The 16,949-nt window shown below is 50.5% G+C and carries 9 protein-coding genes; 5 read left to right on the forward strand and 4 right to left on the reverse strand.

The genetic code is table 11. The annotated features are described in order from the left end of the window. The first annotated feature begins 9 nt into the window (after positions 1 to 9). A complete protein-coding gene (gene secA / locus HQ41_RS08830) occupies positions 10 to 3,306 on the forward strand; it encodes a preprotein translocase subunit SecA (RefSeq protein ID WP_044190660.1) in 3,297 nt (1,098 codons plus the stop codon). Positions 3,307 to 4,136: 830 nt separating this feature from the next. On the opposite strand, the gene HQ41_RS08835 is transcribed toward secA, so the two are convergent. From HQ41_RS08835 to HQ41_RS08850, 4 genes are read right to left on the reverse strand one after another with little or no spacing between them, the layout of a single operon-like run. Continuing rightward, positions 4,137 to 5,420: an anaerobic sulfatase-maturation protein gene (locus HQ41_RS08835; protein ID WP_044190662.1), complete on the reverse strand. Its 1,284-nt coding sequence runs from the start codon at positions 5,418 to 5,420 to the stop codon at positions 4,137 to 4,139. Continuing rightward, a complete protein-coding gene (gene bioD, locus HQ41_RS08840) occupies positions 5,417 to 6,076 on the reverse strand; it encodes a dethiobiotin synthase (RefSeq protein WP_044190664.1) in 660 nt (219 codons plus the stop codon). Before bioD ends, HQ41_RS08835 begins: the two co-directional genes overlap by 4 nt. 21 nt (positions 6,077 to 6,097) lie before the next feature. Further along, positions 6,098 to 8,401 carry a bifunctional (p)ppGpp synthetase/guanosine-3',5'-bis(diphosphate) 3'-pyrophosphohydrolase gene (locus HQ41_RS08845; protein ID WP_044190666.1) on the reverse strand — a complete coding sequence of 768 codons (2,304 nt, stop codon included), beginning with the start codon at positions 8,399 to 8,401 and terminating at the stop codon, positions 6,098 to 6,100. A gap of 32 nt (positions 8,402 to 8,433) precedes the next feature. After that, positions 8,434 to 9,402 (reverse strand): calcium/sodium antiporter, encoded by a 969-nt coding sequence (locus tag HQ41_RS08850; protein ID WP_044190686.1) that lies wholly within the window; start codon positions 9,400 to 9,402, stop codon positions 8,434 to 8,436. Between the two features lie 1,083 nt (positions 9,403 to 10,485). Here HQ41_RS08850 and HQ41_RS08855 point away from each other — a divergent pair. The 4 genes from HQ41_RS08855 to HQ41_RS08870 all read left to right on the forward strand — a co-directional run bounded on the left by HQ41_RS08855 (position 10,486) and on the right by HQ41_RS08870 (position 16,695). Next, entirely contained in the window at positions 10,486 to 12,000 is a 1,515-nt protein-coding gene (locus HQ41_RS08855; RefSeq protein ID WP_044190668.1) for a cell wall metabolism sensor histidine kinase WalK, read from the forward strand. 53 nt (positions 12,001 to 12,053) lie between these two features. After that, positions 12,054 to 12,791, forward strand: a complete 738-nt coding sequence (locus HQ41_RS08860; RefSeq protein WP_044190671.1) for a response regulator transcription factor — start codon at positions 12,054 to 12,056, stop codon at positions 12,789 to 12,791. A gap of 95 nt (positions 12,792 to 12,886) precedes the next feature. Further along, a complete protein-coding gene (locus HQ41_RS08865; RefSeq protein WP_044190676.1) occupies positions 12,887 to 15,811 on the forward strand; it encodes a pitrilysin family protein in 2,925 nt (974 codons plus the stop codon). 158 nt (positions 15,812 to 15,969) lie between these two features. After that, the gene (locus HQ41_RS08870; protein ID WP_044190680.1) at positions 15,970 to 16,695 is read left to right on the forward strand and encodes a Bax inhibitor-1/YccA family protein; all 726 of its coding nucleotides are present in this window, start codon (positions 15,970 to 15,972) and stop codon (positions 16,693 to 16,695) included. Positions 16,696 to 16,949 lie beyond the last annotated feature (254 nt).

Genomic DNA, 16,949 nt, shown 5'->3' on the forward strand with positions numbered 1-16,949 from the left:
AGACAATATATGGGATTAAATGAGTTTTTGTCGAAGCTATTCGGCAATAAATCACAGCGAGATCTCAAGGAAATCAAGCCTTGGGTGGAGAAAGTAAAGGCTGTGTACAGCGAGATCGAAGCCCTCAGCGACGACGAGATCCGTGAGCGCACAGCCAAGCTACGCCAGCAGGTGCAGGACTATGTAGCTGAAGAGCGCAAGGAAGTAGAGGAGCTAAAGGCCTCGGTAGAGGGTAAAGACCTAGATGAGCGTGAGGACATTTGGCGCAAGGTAGACAAGATCGAGAAGGCCATTCTCGACAAAATGGAGGAGGCATTAGACCAGATTATGCCACAGGCTTTCGCCATCGTCAAAGATACTGCTCGTCGCTTCGCTCAGAACCCAGAGATACGAGTACGTGCCACAGAGCTAGATAGAGCTTTGGCTGTGAGCAAAGACTTTGTTCGGATCGAGGGCGATACAGCGATTTATCAGAATCATTGGCTCGCTGGTGGTAACGAGCTCACTTGGGATATGGTGCACTACGACGTACAGCTTATTGGAGGTACGGTACTGCACAAGGGTAAGATTGCCGAGATGGCTACAGGGGAAGGTAAGACACTTGTGGCAACACTGCCAGTATTCCTCAATGCCCTTACGGGGAATGGAGTACATGTAGTGACGGTAAACGACTACCTCTCCAAGCGAGATAGCGAATGGATGGGACCTCTGTATATGTTCCACGGTCTGACTGTAGACTGCATTGACAAGCATCGTCCCAATACACCAGAGCGTCGTGCTGCATATAACGCCGACATCACTTTCGGTACTAATAACGAATTTGGCTTCGACTATCTGCGTGACAACATGGCGACTAGCCCAGAGGATCTGGTACAGCGCAAGCATAACTACGCCATCGTCGATGAGGTGGACTCCGTCTTGATTGACGATGCCCGTACGCCGCTCATCATCTCTGGTCCTGTGGCTCGTGGTGATGATCAGCTTTTCGAGCAGTTCCTCCCCAACGTAGAGCAGGTAGTAGATGCACAGCGCAAGCTAGCCCAGCAACTCCTTATTGATGCCAAGAAGAAAATTGCCAGCGAAGACAAGAAAGAGCAGGAGGAAGGCTTCCTATTACTCTTCCGCACCTTCAAGGGCTTACCAAAGAATAAGGCTCTCATCAAGTACTTGAGTGAACCCGGCATCAAGGCTGGTATGCTCAAGACCGAGGAGTACTACATTCAGGACAATATGCGCAATATGCCGATTGTAACGGATGAACTTTACTTCGTGATTGATGAGAAGCATAATAGTATTGAGCTAACGGACAAGGGTATTGACCTGCTGACTCGAGGTACAGACGATACACAATTCTTCGTCCTGCCAGACATCGCCTCGCGCCTAGCAGAGCTCGAGGAGCAAGGGCTAAGCACCGAAGAGATGGCCGAGCGTAAGGAAGCTCTACTGGCCGACTACTCAATCAAGAGCGAACGTGTACACACGGTCAATCAGCTCCTCAAGGCCTATGCTCTGTTTGAGAAGAACGACCAGTATGTGGTCATGGACAACAAGGTGATGATCGTAGACGAGCAGACAGGCCGTATCATGGACGGCCGTCGCTACTCTGACGGGTTACACCAAGCGATCGAAGCCAAGGAGCGTGTGAAGGTTGAGGCCGCGACGCAGACTTTCGCCACTATTACCCTGCAGAACTATTTCCGTATGTACCACAAGCTCGCAGGTATGACAGGTACTGCTGAGACAGAGGCTGGAGAGCTTTGGGATATCTACAAGCTAGATGTGGTGGTGATCCCAACCAACCGTCCTATCGCTCGCCAAGACCTCAACGACCGCATCTACAAGACTGCACGTGAGAAGTACGCCGCCGTCATTGAGGAGGTTGTACACATGGTCGAGCAGAAGCGTCCCGTACTTGTAGGTACGACATCGGTCGAGATCTCCGAGTTGCTCAGCAAGATGCTTACGCTACGCAAAATTCCTCACAACGTACTTAACGCTAAACTACACCAGAAGGAAGCTGAGATCGTTGCTCTAGCTGGTCAGCCCGGAGTAGTAACTATTGCGACCAATATGGCTGGTCGTGGTACGGACATTAAGCTCCCCGCTGCAGTTAAGGAAGCTGGAGGTTTGGCCATCATCGGTACCGAGCGTCACGAATCTCGTCGTGTAGACCGTCAGCTACGTGGTCGTTCTGGTCGTCAGGGAGATCCCGGTAGCTCTGTCTTCTACGTATCTCTAGAGGACCATCTGATGCGTTTGTTTGCTTCGGACCGTTTGGCTACTATGATGGATCGCCTCGGTCTAGAGGAAGGCGAGATGCTTGAGCACAAGATGCTGACCTCTGCTGTAGAGCGTGCGCAGAAGAAGGTTGAGGAGAATAACTTCGGCATTCGCAAGCGTCTGCTTGAGTACGATGACGTGATGAATTCGCAGCGTGAAGTGATCTACGGCCGTCGTCGCCATGCTCTAATGGGTGAGCGCATCGAGATGGATGTGATGAATACGCTCTATGATGCAGGTCGATCAATCATCGATACGCATCTTGAGACACAGGACTATCAGTCCTTCAGTGTAGACCTCATGCGTTATATGGCGATCGAAGCCCCATTTAAGGAAGAGGATTTCCGCCGTGGTCGTGCCGAAGCACTTGCGGAGCAACTCTATGATGCTGTCAGTGAGGCATTCGCTCGTAAGACACGAGCTATTGCAGAGAAAGCAGACCCAGTACTGCAGCAAGTCTTCGCCGAAGCGGGCCATGTCTACGAGCGCATTCAGATTCCTCTCACAGACGGACGTATGTTCTACAATGTGAGCTGCAACCTCAAGGAAGCAGCCGAAACGCACGGAGCTTGTATCGCCAAGGAGTTTGAGAAGGTACTCGTGCTACACATGATTGACGAGGCATGGAAGGAACATCTCAGAGAAATGGACGAACTGCGCAACTCTGTGCAGAACGCCAGCTACGAAAATAAGGATCCGCTCTTGATCTACAAGCTCGAGAGCTATGAGTTATTCCGTAAGATGCTCGACGAGATGAATCGCAAGACCGCCTCTGTGCTGATGCGTCTGCATCTGCATGCTCCCGAGCAGCCAGCCGAGCAAGAAGCTCCTCATCACGTCGAGATTAGACAGGACGAACCAGCTCCTCGCCGTCAGCAACCTCGCTACCACGAGAGTCGCTCAGCGGAAGAGGCCGAAGCTGCACGCCGTCAGCCAGCACGCGCCGAACATAAAGTCGGGCGTAATGATGCTTGCCCCTGTGGTAGTGGTAAGAAGTTTAAGCAATGCCACGGCAGAGGTCTTTAGCCTAGAGAATGCATTTATCTAAAAAGGATGAGGTGGAACTATGGTTCTGCCTCATCCTTTTTTGTTCTCGCCCATGTCGCCTCGTCATCTTAGCTGTGTTGAGACCATTGCACGGCACTTTGCCTCTTTTCGGTTAGATGTGTTGTATATATCTTTGATTATTAATATCCTTAATATGAGACCATTGCGCAATGCACCGCCGAAAGGTTCTTGTATCTTTCTCGGTGTTTTTTGCGTGTTTGAGCGGCTTTGGGAGCCTTGAATACTATCCCCTATCCCCATCCCCGAGGGAAGTATCCCTCAGGNTGAGCGGCTTTGGGAGCCTTGAATACTATCCCCTATCCCCATCCCCGAGGGAAGTATCCCTCAGGGATGGGGATTTTACGGTTATTTGACACCTTCAAGCACAAGCAGCCAAATAAGCACAAAATGCCCGACCTTGTGAGCAATGGGCCACAAGGTCGGGGTAAAGGGGGAGGATACCCAAGTTGAAAAACACAGCCTCAAGCAGCAAAAAATGACTCTAGAGAACTGAAGCAGCGAAGGGGCTCATTGCGCAATAGTCTCACTAGGGGAGAGGTGCGTCAAAGAGATCAGGTGCCGTGTAGCGCTTTCTAGGGGTGGAATACGCAGTCTGGTGTTTTTGTCTAGTTGTTGAGATGTGTTCCCATCAACATGCTGAAATCTGAGCTAAAATCTAAAATGGCAGTGCGCCACAACACGCAAACAACGCAGCAGTTTGCTATGACGCACCACCATCGGGATAATATGGCTGAGATACTAGAGATTTCGGTAGAACCTCTGTCTTAGTGTAAGTGCTCGATCGAGCTTCACAGCTCTCCACGAGCGATTGCCTCCATGACGAGTGATGCGGGTTTGCCTTGCATCAAGCAGGCCTTCATATAGTCCATATAGGGGGCTACGTGTTCCCAAAACTGATAGTAACCAGCGCAGAGATAGTTGTGTCCCGCCTCGCCATCTCGGCTATTTGCGAAGCGATTTTTGGGGCACTCCCCATTGCAGGCGAATAGGTATAGGCACGTTCGGCACTGCTCTGTCAGCCCCTCTTGTTTGGCTCTACCGAAGCGTAGCTGCTCCTCGCTGCTCATCATTTGCCCGAGAGAGCCCTCAAGCACGTTGCCTAGATGATAGCGTGGGTAGACGTAGTGGTCGCAGCTATATACATCGCCCGTATGCTCAATAACTCCAGCATGGCCGCAGGCAGGGGCCAACGTACAGACTCCGGGGGCTACACCTAGCCACCCAGCGAGTGTAGCGTCGAACATCTGCACGAAGATCTGACCCACATCTCGTCTGACCCATTGGTCGAAAACACCCGTCGTGAAGTCGCCCCACTGCTCGGGTAGCACGCTGTATGGTGCTAGCTCTATCTCGCCGCTATCGTGCATCAAGCGCTGCTCAATCTCTCGATGAATGAAAGGCGCCTCTACCTGCTGGTAGGCCTTAGCGCCACGGCGAATGCGCTCGACAATGGGGGTAAATTGAATGAACTGAGCTCCCGTCTGGCGTAGGAACTGGTAGTAGCGATCGGGTTCGTCGGCATTGAAGCGATTGACCGTCGAGAGAATATTAAACTCCACGCCCATGCGCTGCATCAGCTCAATGCCACGCATCACACGAGCGAAGCTAGGCGCTCCTCCTTGCGTACGGCGGTAGCGGTCGTGCTGCTCCTCTGTCCCGTCGAGGGATATCCCGATAAGGAAGTTGTGCTCAACGAAGAAGCGGCACCATGCCTCGTTGAGCAAGATGCCATTGGTCTGTAACGTATTCTCTACCCTACGGCCTCGGGCGTAGAAGCGTTGTAGATCAATGGCTTTTTGGTAGTACGAGATCGGGCAGAGCAGAGCCTCACCTCCGTGCCAAGTGAAGACAATTGTCTGACCTTGAGGCTGAGCCTCGATATACTGTTTGATGAACTCCTCCAGCACTTCGTCGCTCATGCGGGAGAGTTTTTGGGGTGCCTTTTGTGGCGTGAAGAGCTCCTCCTTCTGTAAGTAATAGCAGTAGTCGCAGCGCATATTGCACGAAGCCCCCGGAGCCTTGCTCATGATGTGGAAAGGTTTTGCCCACGGCGAAATCGTCTGTGCACTCATTGAGCGGCCTCCGTCCACGCTTGCATCTGTATCAACTCTGTTTCGGGGAAGTGTTTGGCTAGATACTTCTTCAGATAGCAGAGCGTATCTTCCTCAATCAGTTCATCTACTTTGGGGTATCTGTTGTAGATCAGATAGGTCACTTCGATGCCTCTAGATTGGCAAACCTCTAGGCTCAGGAGCGTATGGTTGATGCTCCCGAGGCGACCACTAGTCACCAGAGCTATTGGGTAGCCTCGCTCCTTGACGAAGTCAATGGTTAGATAGTCTTCGGTGATCGGTACCATCAGTCCGCCTGCCCCCTCGAGCAGTACAAGCTCGTAACCATACTCACCGAGTAGGCGCTCTGTCGCCTTGTCGATCACGGTGAGGTCAATCTCCCGATTGTCTAGACGAGCCGCAAGATGTGGCGAGGCTGGATAGCTGAAGATGATGGGGGCGGTCGCTCCACTCTCATCGGCAGCCAGCCACCCCTCTCCAAGTAGTCGGCGGTGTAGCTCGATATCCTCCGAGCGATCATCGTTGCCCGTCTGTATCATCTTTTGGGTAATGGCTCTCACTCCTCGGTCGGAGTAGAGTTTTTTGAGCAGAGCTGTTCCGTAGCTCTTGCCGATATTGGTGTCGATGCCGCTGACGAATAGTACTTTTCTTTGCATAGTTCTCTCCACGGATGTCGATTAACTCATGAGCTGCGCCGTGCCGTGTACACGAGATACCATCATCAAAGATCTGTTGTTGCGCAGCAGAACTTGACTGATACGGTCAAGCTCCGAGAGCTGATGTACCATTAGGGTTACGTGCCCCTCGAAGATACCGTCCTTGGCGCATATATTGATGCTGGTGATATTGACCTTGAACTCCTCTAGTAGTGTCTGAGTGATCGAGTGCAAGATGCCCGCCGAGTCCACTCCCTTGACCGATAGCGTTGCCTCGAAGAGTGACTCGTGATGCTCGCCCCACTCTGTGGAAACGAGTCTATCGCCCTGACTGCTCTTGATGCGCATGGCTCTCTGGCAAGATTTGTCATGCACCTCGACGATATTCTTGTCCGAAACGATGCCGAGAACATCATCACCCGGTATTGGGTGGCAGCACAGAGCTACTCGATAGTTCAGGCGTCCCTCCGTCTCCTCTAGTATATACGTGCTTTTTCTGTCTATCACGCCAGAGGAGGTAGGCTCGTTGGTCTGGCGCTTAGCCTTGGCGGCTTTGCGAGCTGCCGTAGTACTCTGGTTTTTTACCCCAAAGAGCGAGAGGAAACGCGAGATATAGTTCGGTGCCTCTGGCTCATCTTTCATGATTAGGCGGGTATCTTCGTCCAGATTAACCTCACCAACGCCCACGGCGTGGAAGAAGTCATCTTTCTTCTCATAGCCATACGAGTGAGAGAGCCGATCAATCTTGGAGGCTGTCACCGTATCCCCTCTGTCATGGAAGAGTTCTGTGACCATCTCTTCGCCTCGCTGTGTCCCTTCTCTCCTCTGTCGGCGCAGGGCTTCTTCAATCTTATACTTGGCTCGTGCCGTCGCTACGAACTCTAGCCACTCCTTGGCTGGTCGGGTGCTTTGGCTATCGAGGATCTCTACTTGGTCACCTGTGTTGAGGCGTGTGGAGATGGGTTTGACGTGATGATTGACTTTCGCCCCGATACATCGATCGCCTAGGTCGGAGTGAATGGCATATGCAAAGTCTAGTACCGTCGCATTGGCTGGCAGGCTTAGGCTACGGCCCTTGGGCGTGAAGACCAAAATATCTTGCGTGTTGAGGCTGAGCTTGAGATTGTCAAGGAAGTCCATGGCACTTGGCGTAGGTACTTGCAGGACTTCTCGTATGGTGTCTAGCCACTGCTCTAGCTCCCGATCCTCCTCTACCTGAGTTCCCTTGTAACGCCAGTGAGCCGCCACTCCTTGCTCTGCTATATCATCCATACGTTTGCTACGGATCTGAACCTCTATCCAGCGACCGTCTGGCCCCATGAAGGTAGAGTGTAGTGCCTGATAGCCGTTGGCCTTGGGGTTGGAGAGCCAGTCCCTCAGCCGATCTGGGTGAGTACGGTAGATGTCGGTGATAGCAGTGTAGATATCCCAGCAGCGGTTCTTCTCGGGGTAGCCGTCGGAGCTATCGAAAACGATACGCACGGCGAATAGGTCATACACTTCCTCGAAGGGAACTCCCTTCTCCTGCATCTTGCGCCAGATCGAGTAGTTGCTCTTGGTGCGGGTCTTGATGTCGAAAACGATGCCTTTCTTCAGTAGCGAGGAGATGATTGGAGCGGAGAATCGCTCGAATAGGTCTTGTCGCCCGGCCTCGCTAGCTGCTACTTTCTCGCTGATGTAGGCGTAGCGATCTGGTTGCTCGTAGCGGAAGCTCAGGTCCTCCAGCTCGGTTTTGATAGAGAAGAGTCCGAAGCGATGTGCTAGTGGAGCATAGACATAGAGTGTTTCGCCGATGATCTTGTATTGCTTGGCGGGGAGCATTGAGCCCAGTGTGCGCATATTATGCAGACGGTCGGCTATCTTGATGAGGATCACACGGGCATCATTGCTCATCGTGAGCAGTAGCTTGCGGTAGTTCTCTGCTTGTATCGACTCGGTGGCTTGGAAGTTCTCTCCCGATATTTTGGTTAGTCCGTCTACGATACGTGCTATATTGTCCCCAAAGCGAGTGCGTATATCCTCGACTGTGTACTCTGTGTCCTCTACCACATCATGTAGCAGGGCACAGCAAATCGAGGTAGAGCCTAGCCCCATCTCCTCGCAGATGATGCGTGCTACGGAGATAGGGTGTAGGATATAGGGCTCTCCACTACGACGCCTCACACCTCCGTGGGCAAGGCGAGCTAGGGTGAAGGCCCTGTTGATGATGTCTACCTTCTTGCGGTGATTACTCGCAAGGTAAATATCTAGGAGGGCTTTGTACTCCTCCTCTATCCGCATCTCCTCCTCGGGGGAGAATACGGGTTCGTAGGTATCGGTGACCATGACGGACTGATATTAGAGGTTACTAGACGAGGCTATATTTGGCTGAAAAGGTAAGCATTGTAGGCGATGAAGCAAGCGAATAGGATACCTCCCTCTAGGCGTGTAATGGTACGCTGCCCAAAGAATATGCCGAAGACGTAGAGTAGAATACTCGAGAGCACCATGACGAGGAAGTCCACGACCGTGACGCCCGACATTTTGATCGGTGTTACGGTGGCAGTAGTGCCGAGGATAAACAAGATATTGAAGAGCCCTGAGCCGACTACGTTGCCCACGGCAAGCTCGGGTTCTTTTTTCAACGCAGCCACGACCGAGGTGGCAAGCTCTGGCAGAGATGTCCCCATAGCCACAAGGGTTAGACCGATGAATGCCTCGCTAACACCGAAGCTGCGAGCAATGGACGACGAAGAAGAAACGAAGAGATCCCCACCGAAGATGAGTCCTGCGAGTCCTCCTATGATGAGAGCGATGAGTAGCCACATTGGTTTACGCTTCTTGCTTGGGTCGCTCTCCTGCTCAATCTCACCAGCAGACTTAGCTATAGAGAATGTATAGGTCAGGAATATCAAGAAAAAGCCTAGTAGTGCTAGTCCCTCGCTTCTGCTGAGGAAGTTTTCTTGACCAATCAAGCCACTAAATAGGGTATCCCAAGCAATCACGGCGAAGACACACGAAGCCAAGATGAGCAGAGGTATTTCTTTGCGCACAGTGCTGGCAGTGATGCTTAGTGGCGTCACCAGAGCCGTGATACCTACGATGGCTAGGATATTGAAGATGTTGCTCCCAACCACATTGCCGATAGCGATGTCTGCGCTACCCTTGAGCGCAGAGGTCAAGCTAACTACGAACTCGGGGGCTGAAGTCCCGAAGGCTACTACGGTAAGGCCTACCATAAGCGGACTAAGCCCCATACGCCTTGCTAGAGCTGCGGCGCCGTCCGTTAGCGAATTGGCACCACCAATAATCAATACGATACCTAGGACAAAAAATAGTAAGTCAATTATCATAAATAGAGTTTTTAAGCCTTATCAACCATTACGTGGCGTGTCAGAAAAATTACACAGAGAAGATCTTTCGCTCGAGCATTAGGACACGAACAATTTTATACGGATTCACTCCTTGAGCAATCCTCCCCTTGAGTAACAAAAGTAAGCCACTAGTCGATAATAAGCAAATATTGTTCTATCATAATTTGAGGAATATCGGGCCCCGTTGTTCCGTTGCCTGAATTTATATTTTAGACCAATTTTCAGAATGTTGGTGGGGAAGTATTCGTTGCTTAGACGAAAAAGTATAGGCCTCATATTTGCCCTCTAGGAGGCGCTACATGGCGACGGACTGCGCTGGTGTACTTCGACTCAGCCTAGTGAAAACAGTCGCTTAAAACGCTTGTTTTGTAAGTCGCTGTTCTCTATGTGTATAGATTCTTCTCTTAGCCGATTTTATAGATTTAGGGGCTTATTGTTTGCCATTCCTTCCCATCAATTCTCTCAGATTGGTGCACACATCTTGGTAGATGAGCCCATAGAAACGAAAAAGTCTTCCCTTCGATTTGGCCGAAGATGTAGGTAAAATGCTCCAAACTGGCCCTTGGAGAGGGTTTGTCTTGAGGATAGTTTGTTTGCACTTTTTTGCTTATTTCGATCAAGAATGACCTTGCCGAGATGATCAGCACACCGATCAGAGATACCCTTCTCGTGACTAGTTAAGAGAGCTCGGTAGGTGTGCTGATGGCACTGTTATGGCATAGATAATACCGGGACTTCATCAGGAATTTGAGTAAATATGCTCTCTCTTATCTATGATAAACCTAAAAAGCAAGGACTCTAAGAGGCTGTATAGCTTAATGTATGTGCTATTTAGAAATGATTTATGACTGATAATTAGCGGGTTAATTGTTTAATTGTAAAATCAATGGTTTTTCATTACTTTTGCGCAAACTAATAGACTGCGTATAAAGTCTGTTCTAGAGGCGCTTAGTTGATAGGAGGATCATAATCGGGGTAATGAGCTTCAAGATCGAGCCACGTAGATAGAAGTTCAAAGTCTTGGAAAAAGTATTTTTAGACTAGAGAAGCTCAGCTGTGAAGAAGAAGGCAATTTTAGGGGTAGGTTTCACCCTGTTACTCGTCTTTATTGTCCTGTTTGGATTGCAGTACACCTATTATCAGCGTGTCATCAGCATCCGAAAGGAGCAGACGCGTCAGATGGCCAAGGATGCGCTTGCCGAGGTCGCTGGGGATATTGAGCTACGTGAGCTAATCCGCTACCTAAACCTAGAGCTCAACGCATCGGTCATGCAGGGTCAGATACCCTCTCCAATACATCTGCCTTATAGACACCAGCAAGAGAAGAAGGCGACGCTGACGGGGATACAAGCCATAGATGGCAATTCCAGCGAAACATTTGAAGACTCGGAGCTGCCAGCCATTAGCAATCGCATGATGCAGACCTATCTTATGCGCCGAGATCATCTAGACGAGTATATGCTCAGGCATCTCTACGAAGAGTACTCCTACGATAGCATTCCTCAGCTCATCAACCCCCGCTTCATGACCCAGCAGCTACGCACACGACTCGATAGCAAAGGTGTCTGCGAGGCTTACAACATCATGCTCTGTGACGCCAAGGGGCGCAAGCTCTACGAGTTTACACAGCCGGGTATGCTACAGAAGGATCGTAATAACGAAGATGTGGTGATTCAGCGCCTCTTTGTCAAGCAGAGTAACCCAAACCAGATGACCCCATTCCTGCGCTTGACCCTAGACTTTAGTCCGAGTCGTAGTGAGATGCTGAGCTTTGCGCTCCCCGGGCTTATCTCTACCATTTTCGTTTTGATATTGGGAGGCTTCGTGATTACGATACTGGTAAGGCATCTATCCTTCCAGAGCATGAAGACGAGCTTCATCAACAATATGACGCACGAGCTCAAGACTCCCGTTAGCTCTATCAAGCTAGCCTCTGGGCGTCTGCGTGATAGAGATGTCATAGAGCAGCCAGAGAAGCGCTCCAAGTTCATCTCTATCATTGAGCACGAGACGGGGCGTATGCAGCTGCTTATCGATAAGGTGTTGCAGTTCTCCGTGCTCGACGGTAAAACTAACCCAATGCCTCTGCGCGAGCTAGAGCTCAACGAGATTTTGCTCCCCGTGGCCGAGATCTATACGGCTCATGCGCAGAACAAAGGAGGCGATCTGACCCTCGATTTGGAGGCCTACGATACATGGATTAAGGCCAATAAGGTACACCTGACCAACGTTATCTTCAACCTGCTCGACAACTCGGTCAAGTATGCTCACCCCGATAGACCTCTACAGCTTAGGCTGGCTACCGAGAATGTAGAGTCCTACATCAAGATCGTGGTCGAGGATAACGGTATCGGTATCCCCAAGGATAGCCTCAAGAAGGTCTTCGAGCGGTACTATCGTGTCCCCACGGGGCATAGGCACGACGTCAAAGGTTTTGGGTTGGGCTTGGCCTATGTGGCTTCCGTCATCAAGCAGTTTGACGGGCGGATCTATGCAGAGAGTAAGCCAGAGGGTGGCACACGCATTGTGATTAAACTCCCTGTGAGCCAAGGGAGCTATATGAGCCAATAGAGTTAAGTAGTTTAGTTACGGATATTTCAATAAATTAATTATAGGGTAAACTTATGGGAAATCAACTGAGAATTCTTCTCTGCGAGGACGAGGAGAATATAGGTAACATCTTAGTAGAACTTCTAGAGAAGAACAACTTCGAGGTAGATCATTGTCGTGACGGTCAGCAGGGTTGGGAACACTTCCAGCAGAAGGAGTACGACCTATGCTTGCTAGACGTCATGATGCCTCAGAAAGACGGTATGACGCTCGCCAGAGAGATCCGTGGTGTCAATAAGGCTATGCCAATCATCTTCTTGACAGCTATGGGTATGCGTGAGAATATCCTCGAGGGCTTCCACGCTGGAGCTGACGACTATATCACCAAGCCATTCAATATGGAGGAGCTTGTGTTGCGTATCGAGGCCTTGCTTCGTCGTGCTGGCACCCTCTCTAGGGATATGAATGAGCCACAAGAGGTGTATCAGCTTGGTAAATACAGCTTCAATACCACCACACAGCAGCTTTGCCTCGGTGAGCATATCATTCGCCTAACCACCAAGGAGAGCGAGCTACTGACCCTGCTCTGCCAGTTTGCCAATAAGACCCTCGAGCGTAGCCATGCCCTCAGAGAGATTTGGGGCATCACAGAAACTCAGGTAGATCCCGAGCATGCTTTCTCCCAGCGTAGTATGGACGTTTATGTAACTAAGCTACGCCGTATGCTAGACCTTGATCCGACCATTGAGATCAAGAACGTACACGGTAAGGGCTACAAGCTCGTAGTGCCTCCTGTCCGCAAGCGTAAATAATCATTTGAGTACCTATTGAGTAGGACTGTGATAGTGACTAGAACCAGTTGCTACCTCAGTCCTATTTTCTTTTCATCAACTAATTATATAGGATTATGAAAAAGTCTATGCTGATCCTTACAGGTGTGCTTACCCTATCGGGCCTGAGCGCACAGGAGTACAAGACACTCCAGAAGACAGATCCTGCCGGCTACAAGTACGAGGAGGTCACCGACGACCCCACGCACACCCGTGTCTACACGCTGGAGAATGGCCTAACCGTGTATCTTAGCCGCAACCCCAAGACACCACGTATCCAGACCTACATTCCGGTGCGTGCTGGCTCCAACCATGACCCAGCCGACAACACAGGGCTGGCACACTATCTAGAGCACATGCTCTTCAAAGGCACCAGTCGTTTGGGCGCCCTCAACTGGGAGAAAGAGCGTGTCGAGCTGAAGAAGATTAGCGATCTCTACGAGCAGCACAAAGCTAGTAGCGATAGCCTAGAGCGCCGTCGCCTCTATCATCAGATCGACTCGATCTCTACTATTGCTGCTGGGTATGTGTCGGCCAATGAGTACGACCGCCTAACAACCTCTATCGGAGCCCAAGGGACTAATGCCCACACTTGGGTAGAGGAAACGGTCTACAAAAACGACATTCCCGCCAATGAGCTAGAGCGCTGGCTACAGATCGAGAGCGAGCGATTTGGCGAACTGGTGCTACGCCTCTTCCATACCGAGATCGAAGCCGTCTACGAGGAATTTAATATGGGGCAGGATCGTATCAGTAGCCGTGTCTTCGAGCAGATGGGTAAGGCGCTCTTCCCAACGCACCCCTACGGACAGCAGACGACCATTGGGACGAGTGAGCACCTCAAGTCGCCCTCTCTCGAGGCCATTGAGCGTTATTTCTACAAGTACTATGTACCCAACAACTATGCTATCGTACTGGTGGGCGACCTTGAGTACGACAAGACCATTGCTCTGGTAGATAAATACTTCGGCAAGAAGCCTGCTAAGCCTCTAGAACACCCAAAGTTCGCACGTGAGCTACCCATCGCCAAGGCTCAGACCTACGATGTGTACAGCAAAGATCCCGAGTACCTCTTCCTAGCCTATCGCCTAGACGGTGGTACGGGCTCTATGGACGCTGCCTATCTGACATTGGTAGATATGATTTTGGCTAATGGTAAGGCTGGGCTGATCGACCTAGACCTCAACCAAGCACAGCAGGTGATGCAGGCTGGTTCGTCCCCAATGATTCACAAGGAATACAGCGTGCATCAGCTCTTTGGTATGCCCAAGCAGGGACAGACTCTAGAGCAGGTACGTGAGCTACTATTGGCACAGATTGAGCGGATCAAGCAAGGGGACTTCCCTGAGTGGCTCATCGAAGCTACGATCAACGACCTTGAGCTACAGAAGATCCGTGCCACGACCGAGCCCAACGATGTAGCCACTGAGCACTATACAGCCTTCATACATGGGCAGAAGTGGGGAGATCGCCTCAAGTTCATCGAAAATCTGCGCAAGATCAAGAAGGCCGATCTCGTCGAGTTCGTCAAGAAGCACTACGCAGACAACCATATCACCGTCTACAAGCGTATCGGAGAGAACAAGGATCTGATCCGAGTGCAGAACCCCGGCATCACACCTCTAGAGCTGGATCGTAGCACTATGTCTACTTTCGGCAAGGAGCTACTAGCCCAGCAAGCGCCAAGGCTCAATCCGCTCTACATCGACTATCAGAAGGAAATCAAGCGTACCCAGATTGGCAAGCAGACCATCGAGTATATCATTAACCCAGACAATGACCTCTTTGAGCTGACTTACCTATTCGATATGGGGCAGTACAACGATAAGAAGCTTGACCTAGCCATTCAGTACCTTGGGCTAATCGGGACAGATAAGCTCACACCTCAGCAGATTCGCCAAGAGTTCTATAAACTAGGTGTTAGCTATTCGGTACGCTCTATGGGTGAACGCATGCAGATTACCCTCACGGGGCTCAAGCGCAATATGGAGGCAGGTATTCGCCTGCTTGAGGATCTGCTGCGTGGTGCTAAGCCCGATCAGGCTATTTTAGACGAACACATCGCTCAGACGATCAAGGCACGTGAGGATAATAAGAAGAGTAGCCAAGCCATTTTCCGTGCAGAAGTAAACTATGCGATGTACGGAGAGCATTCGCCTCAGAGGGATATTATCCCCACTCGTGAGCTCAAACAGATCAAAGCTGCCGAGCTAACCAATCTGATTAAAGGGCTTATGGACTATAAGCATCGTGTGTTCTACTACGGCAATGACGTCGAGGGCATCAAGAAATCCCTCAAGCGTAACCATAAGTTTGGCACTAAGGATTATCCCAAGGCTACCGTCTACCAGCAGCAGCCCACAGGCGGCAAGATTTACTATGCCGACTATGATATGGTGCAGGCGCAGATGATGATGCTTCGCCGAGTGGCTAAGTACGATGCCAAGGAGATGGCGCTCTCATCTATGTTCAATGCCTACTTCGGTGGGGGTATGTCGTCTATCGTCTTTCAAGAGATTCGTGAGGCTAAGAGCTTGGCTTACTCTGCATACGCCTATTATGGCGGAGCTAGGAAGCTCGGCGACTACAATTACATACAGGCATTCATTGGTACGCAGGCTAATAAACTTACCGAAGCCTTCAATGCCATGGAAGGCCTAGTGCAGAATATGCCCGAGGCGGAGAAGAACTTCGAGACAGCCAAAGAATCTGTACTGCGAGATATCGAGAGCGAACGCATCACTCGTCAAGACATATTCTGGCAATACGAGTCGCTCAAACGTCTAGGTATCCCCAACGATATGCGCCGCCAAGTCTATGAAGAGGTCAAGAAGATGACGCTAGCTGATCTAGTTGCCTTCTTCAATAAGTCCATTAAGGGCAGCGACTACACCTATGTGCTTATCGGTCGTGAGTCCGATCTACCCCTAGACTTTATGAAGAAGTATGGACAGATCCAGAAGTTAGACGTAGACCATCTCTTCAATGACAAGCAGGACTAAGCCGCTTGTCCACGACATAGCTAGATAAATGTCAGAGGCTACTTCTCTACTATGAGAGGTGGCCTCTGCTTCTTTCGGATCCATGGAGTAGTCACTGGGCAACTATATATACGGAGATCCTGTTATATTTGTAAAACTATTCGATAATTAACGAAGATATGAACAATCAAAATTATTATCCAGAAGGATCTCGCTCGGGAGGTTATATCTACGAGCAAGATGTTGCTGTGGTACAGCGCTCACTGATCCAGCGTGTGTTTCTATGGATGACTATGGGGCTCTCAATCACGGGGCTTACAGCGATGCTGACTTATAGCAGCTCGCTCTTCTACGAGTTGATGAGCAATAGCATCCTCTTTTGGGGGCTGATGCTCGCCGAGTTGGGTATCGTTTTTTACCTTAGCTCACGTGTGATGAAGATGAGCTTCATGACCGCCACGATACTCTTTGCCGCCTATTCTATACTCAATGGCGTGACGCTTAGCCTCATCTTTGCCGCCTATACGATGCAGTCTATCGCCACGACTTTCTTCGTCACTGCTGGGACATTTGCTGCTATGGCCTTTGTGGGGTATGTAACTAAGCGAGATCTATCCAAGATGGGTAGTATCTTGATGATGGCGCTCATAGGTCTGATTATCGCTACGGTCGTCAATATCTTCCTCAAGAACTCTATGTTTGAGCTCGTTATTTCGGGTATCGGTGTGCTTATCTTCACGGGTCTGACCGCCTACGATACACAGAAGATCAAGCTGATGCTCCATCAAGCAGAGAGCGAAGAGGTCGCCAAAAAGCTTTCGGTAATCGGTGCGCTAACGCTGTACCTAGACTTCATCAACCTCTTCCTATATCTGCTCCGCTTCCTAGGCTCACGCAACGAGTAGTAGCATCTGCTAGACCATTGCACAATGGACCCCTTCGTTACCTCAGTTCTCTGGAGTCGTGTTTTTGCTGCTTGAGGCTGTGTTTTTCAACTTGGGTATCCTCCCCCTTTACCCCGACCTTGTGAGCAAAGAGCCACAAGGTCGGGCATTTTGTGCTTATTTGACACCTTCAAGCACAAGCAGCCCTGGCATACGTTTGAGATTGTACGCCATAGCTTCAAGGATATTCTGTGTATGCGTTCGCTCTAACCCTC

Source organism: Porphyromonas sp. COT-290 OH860, from assembly GCF_000768935.1.
GTDB lineage: Bacteria > Bacteroidota > Bacteroidia > Bacteroidales > Porphyromonadaceae > Porphyromonas.

What these genes read in the sequence shown, in the direction of transcription:
- secA (WP_044190660.1), top strand. Translation starts at nt 10, where the DNA reads ATGGGATTAAATGAGTTTTTGTCGAAGCTATTCGGCAATAAATCACAG.
- HQ41_RS08835 (WP_044190662.1), bottom strand. Translation starts at nt 5,420, where the DNA reads ATGAGTGCACAGACGATTTCGCCGTGGGCAAAACCTTTCCACATCATG.
- bioD (WP_044190664.1), bottom strand. Translation starts at nt 6,076, where the DNA reads ATGCAAAGAAAAGTACTATTCGTCAGCGGCATCGACACCAATATCGGC.
- HQ41_RS08845 (WP_044190666.1), bottom strand. Translation starts at nt 8,401, where the DNA reads ATGGTCACCGATACCTACGAACCCGTATTCTCCCCCGAGGAGGAGATG.
- HQ41_RS08860 (WP_044190671.1), top strand. Translation starts at nt 12,054, where the DNA reads ATGGGAAATCAACTGAGAATTCTTCTCTGCGAGGACGAGGAGAATATA.
- HQ41_RS08865 (WP_044190676.1), top strand. Translation starts at nt 12,887, where the DNA reads ATGAAAAAGTCTATGCTGATCCTTACAGGTGTGCTTACCCTATCGGGC.
- HQ41_RS08870 (WP_044190680.1), top strand. Translation starts at nt 15,970, where the DNA reads ATGAACAATCAAAATTATTATCCAGAAGGATCTCGCTCGGGAGGTTAT.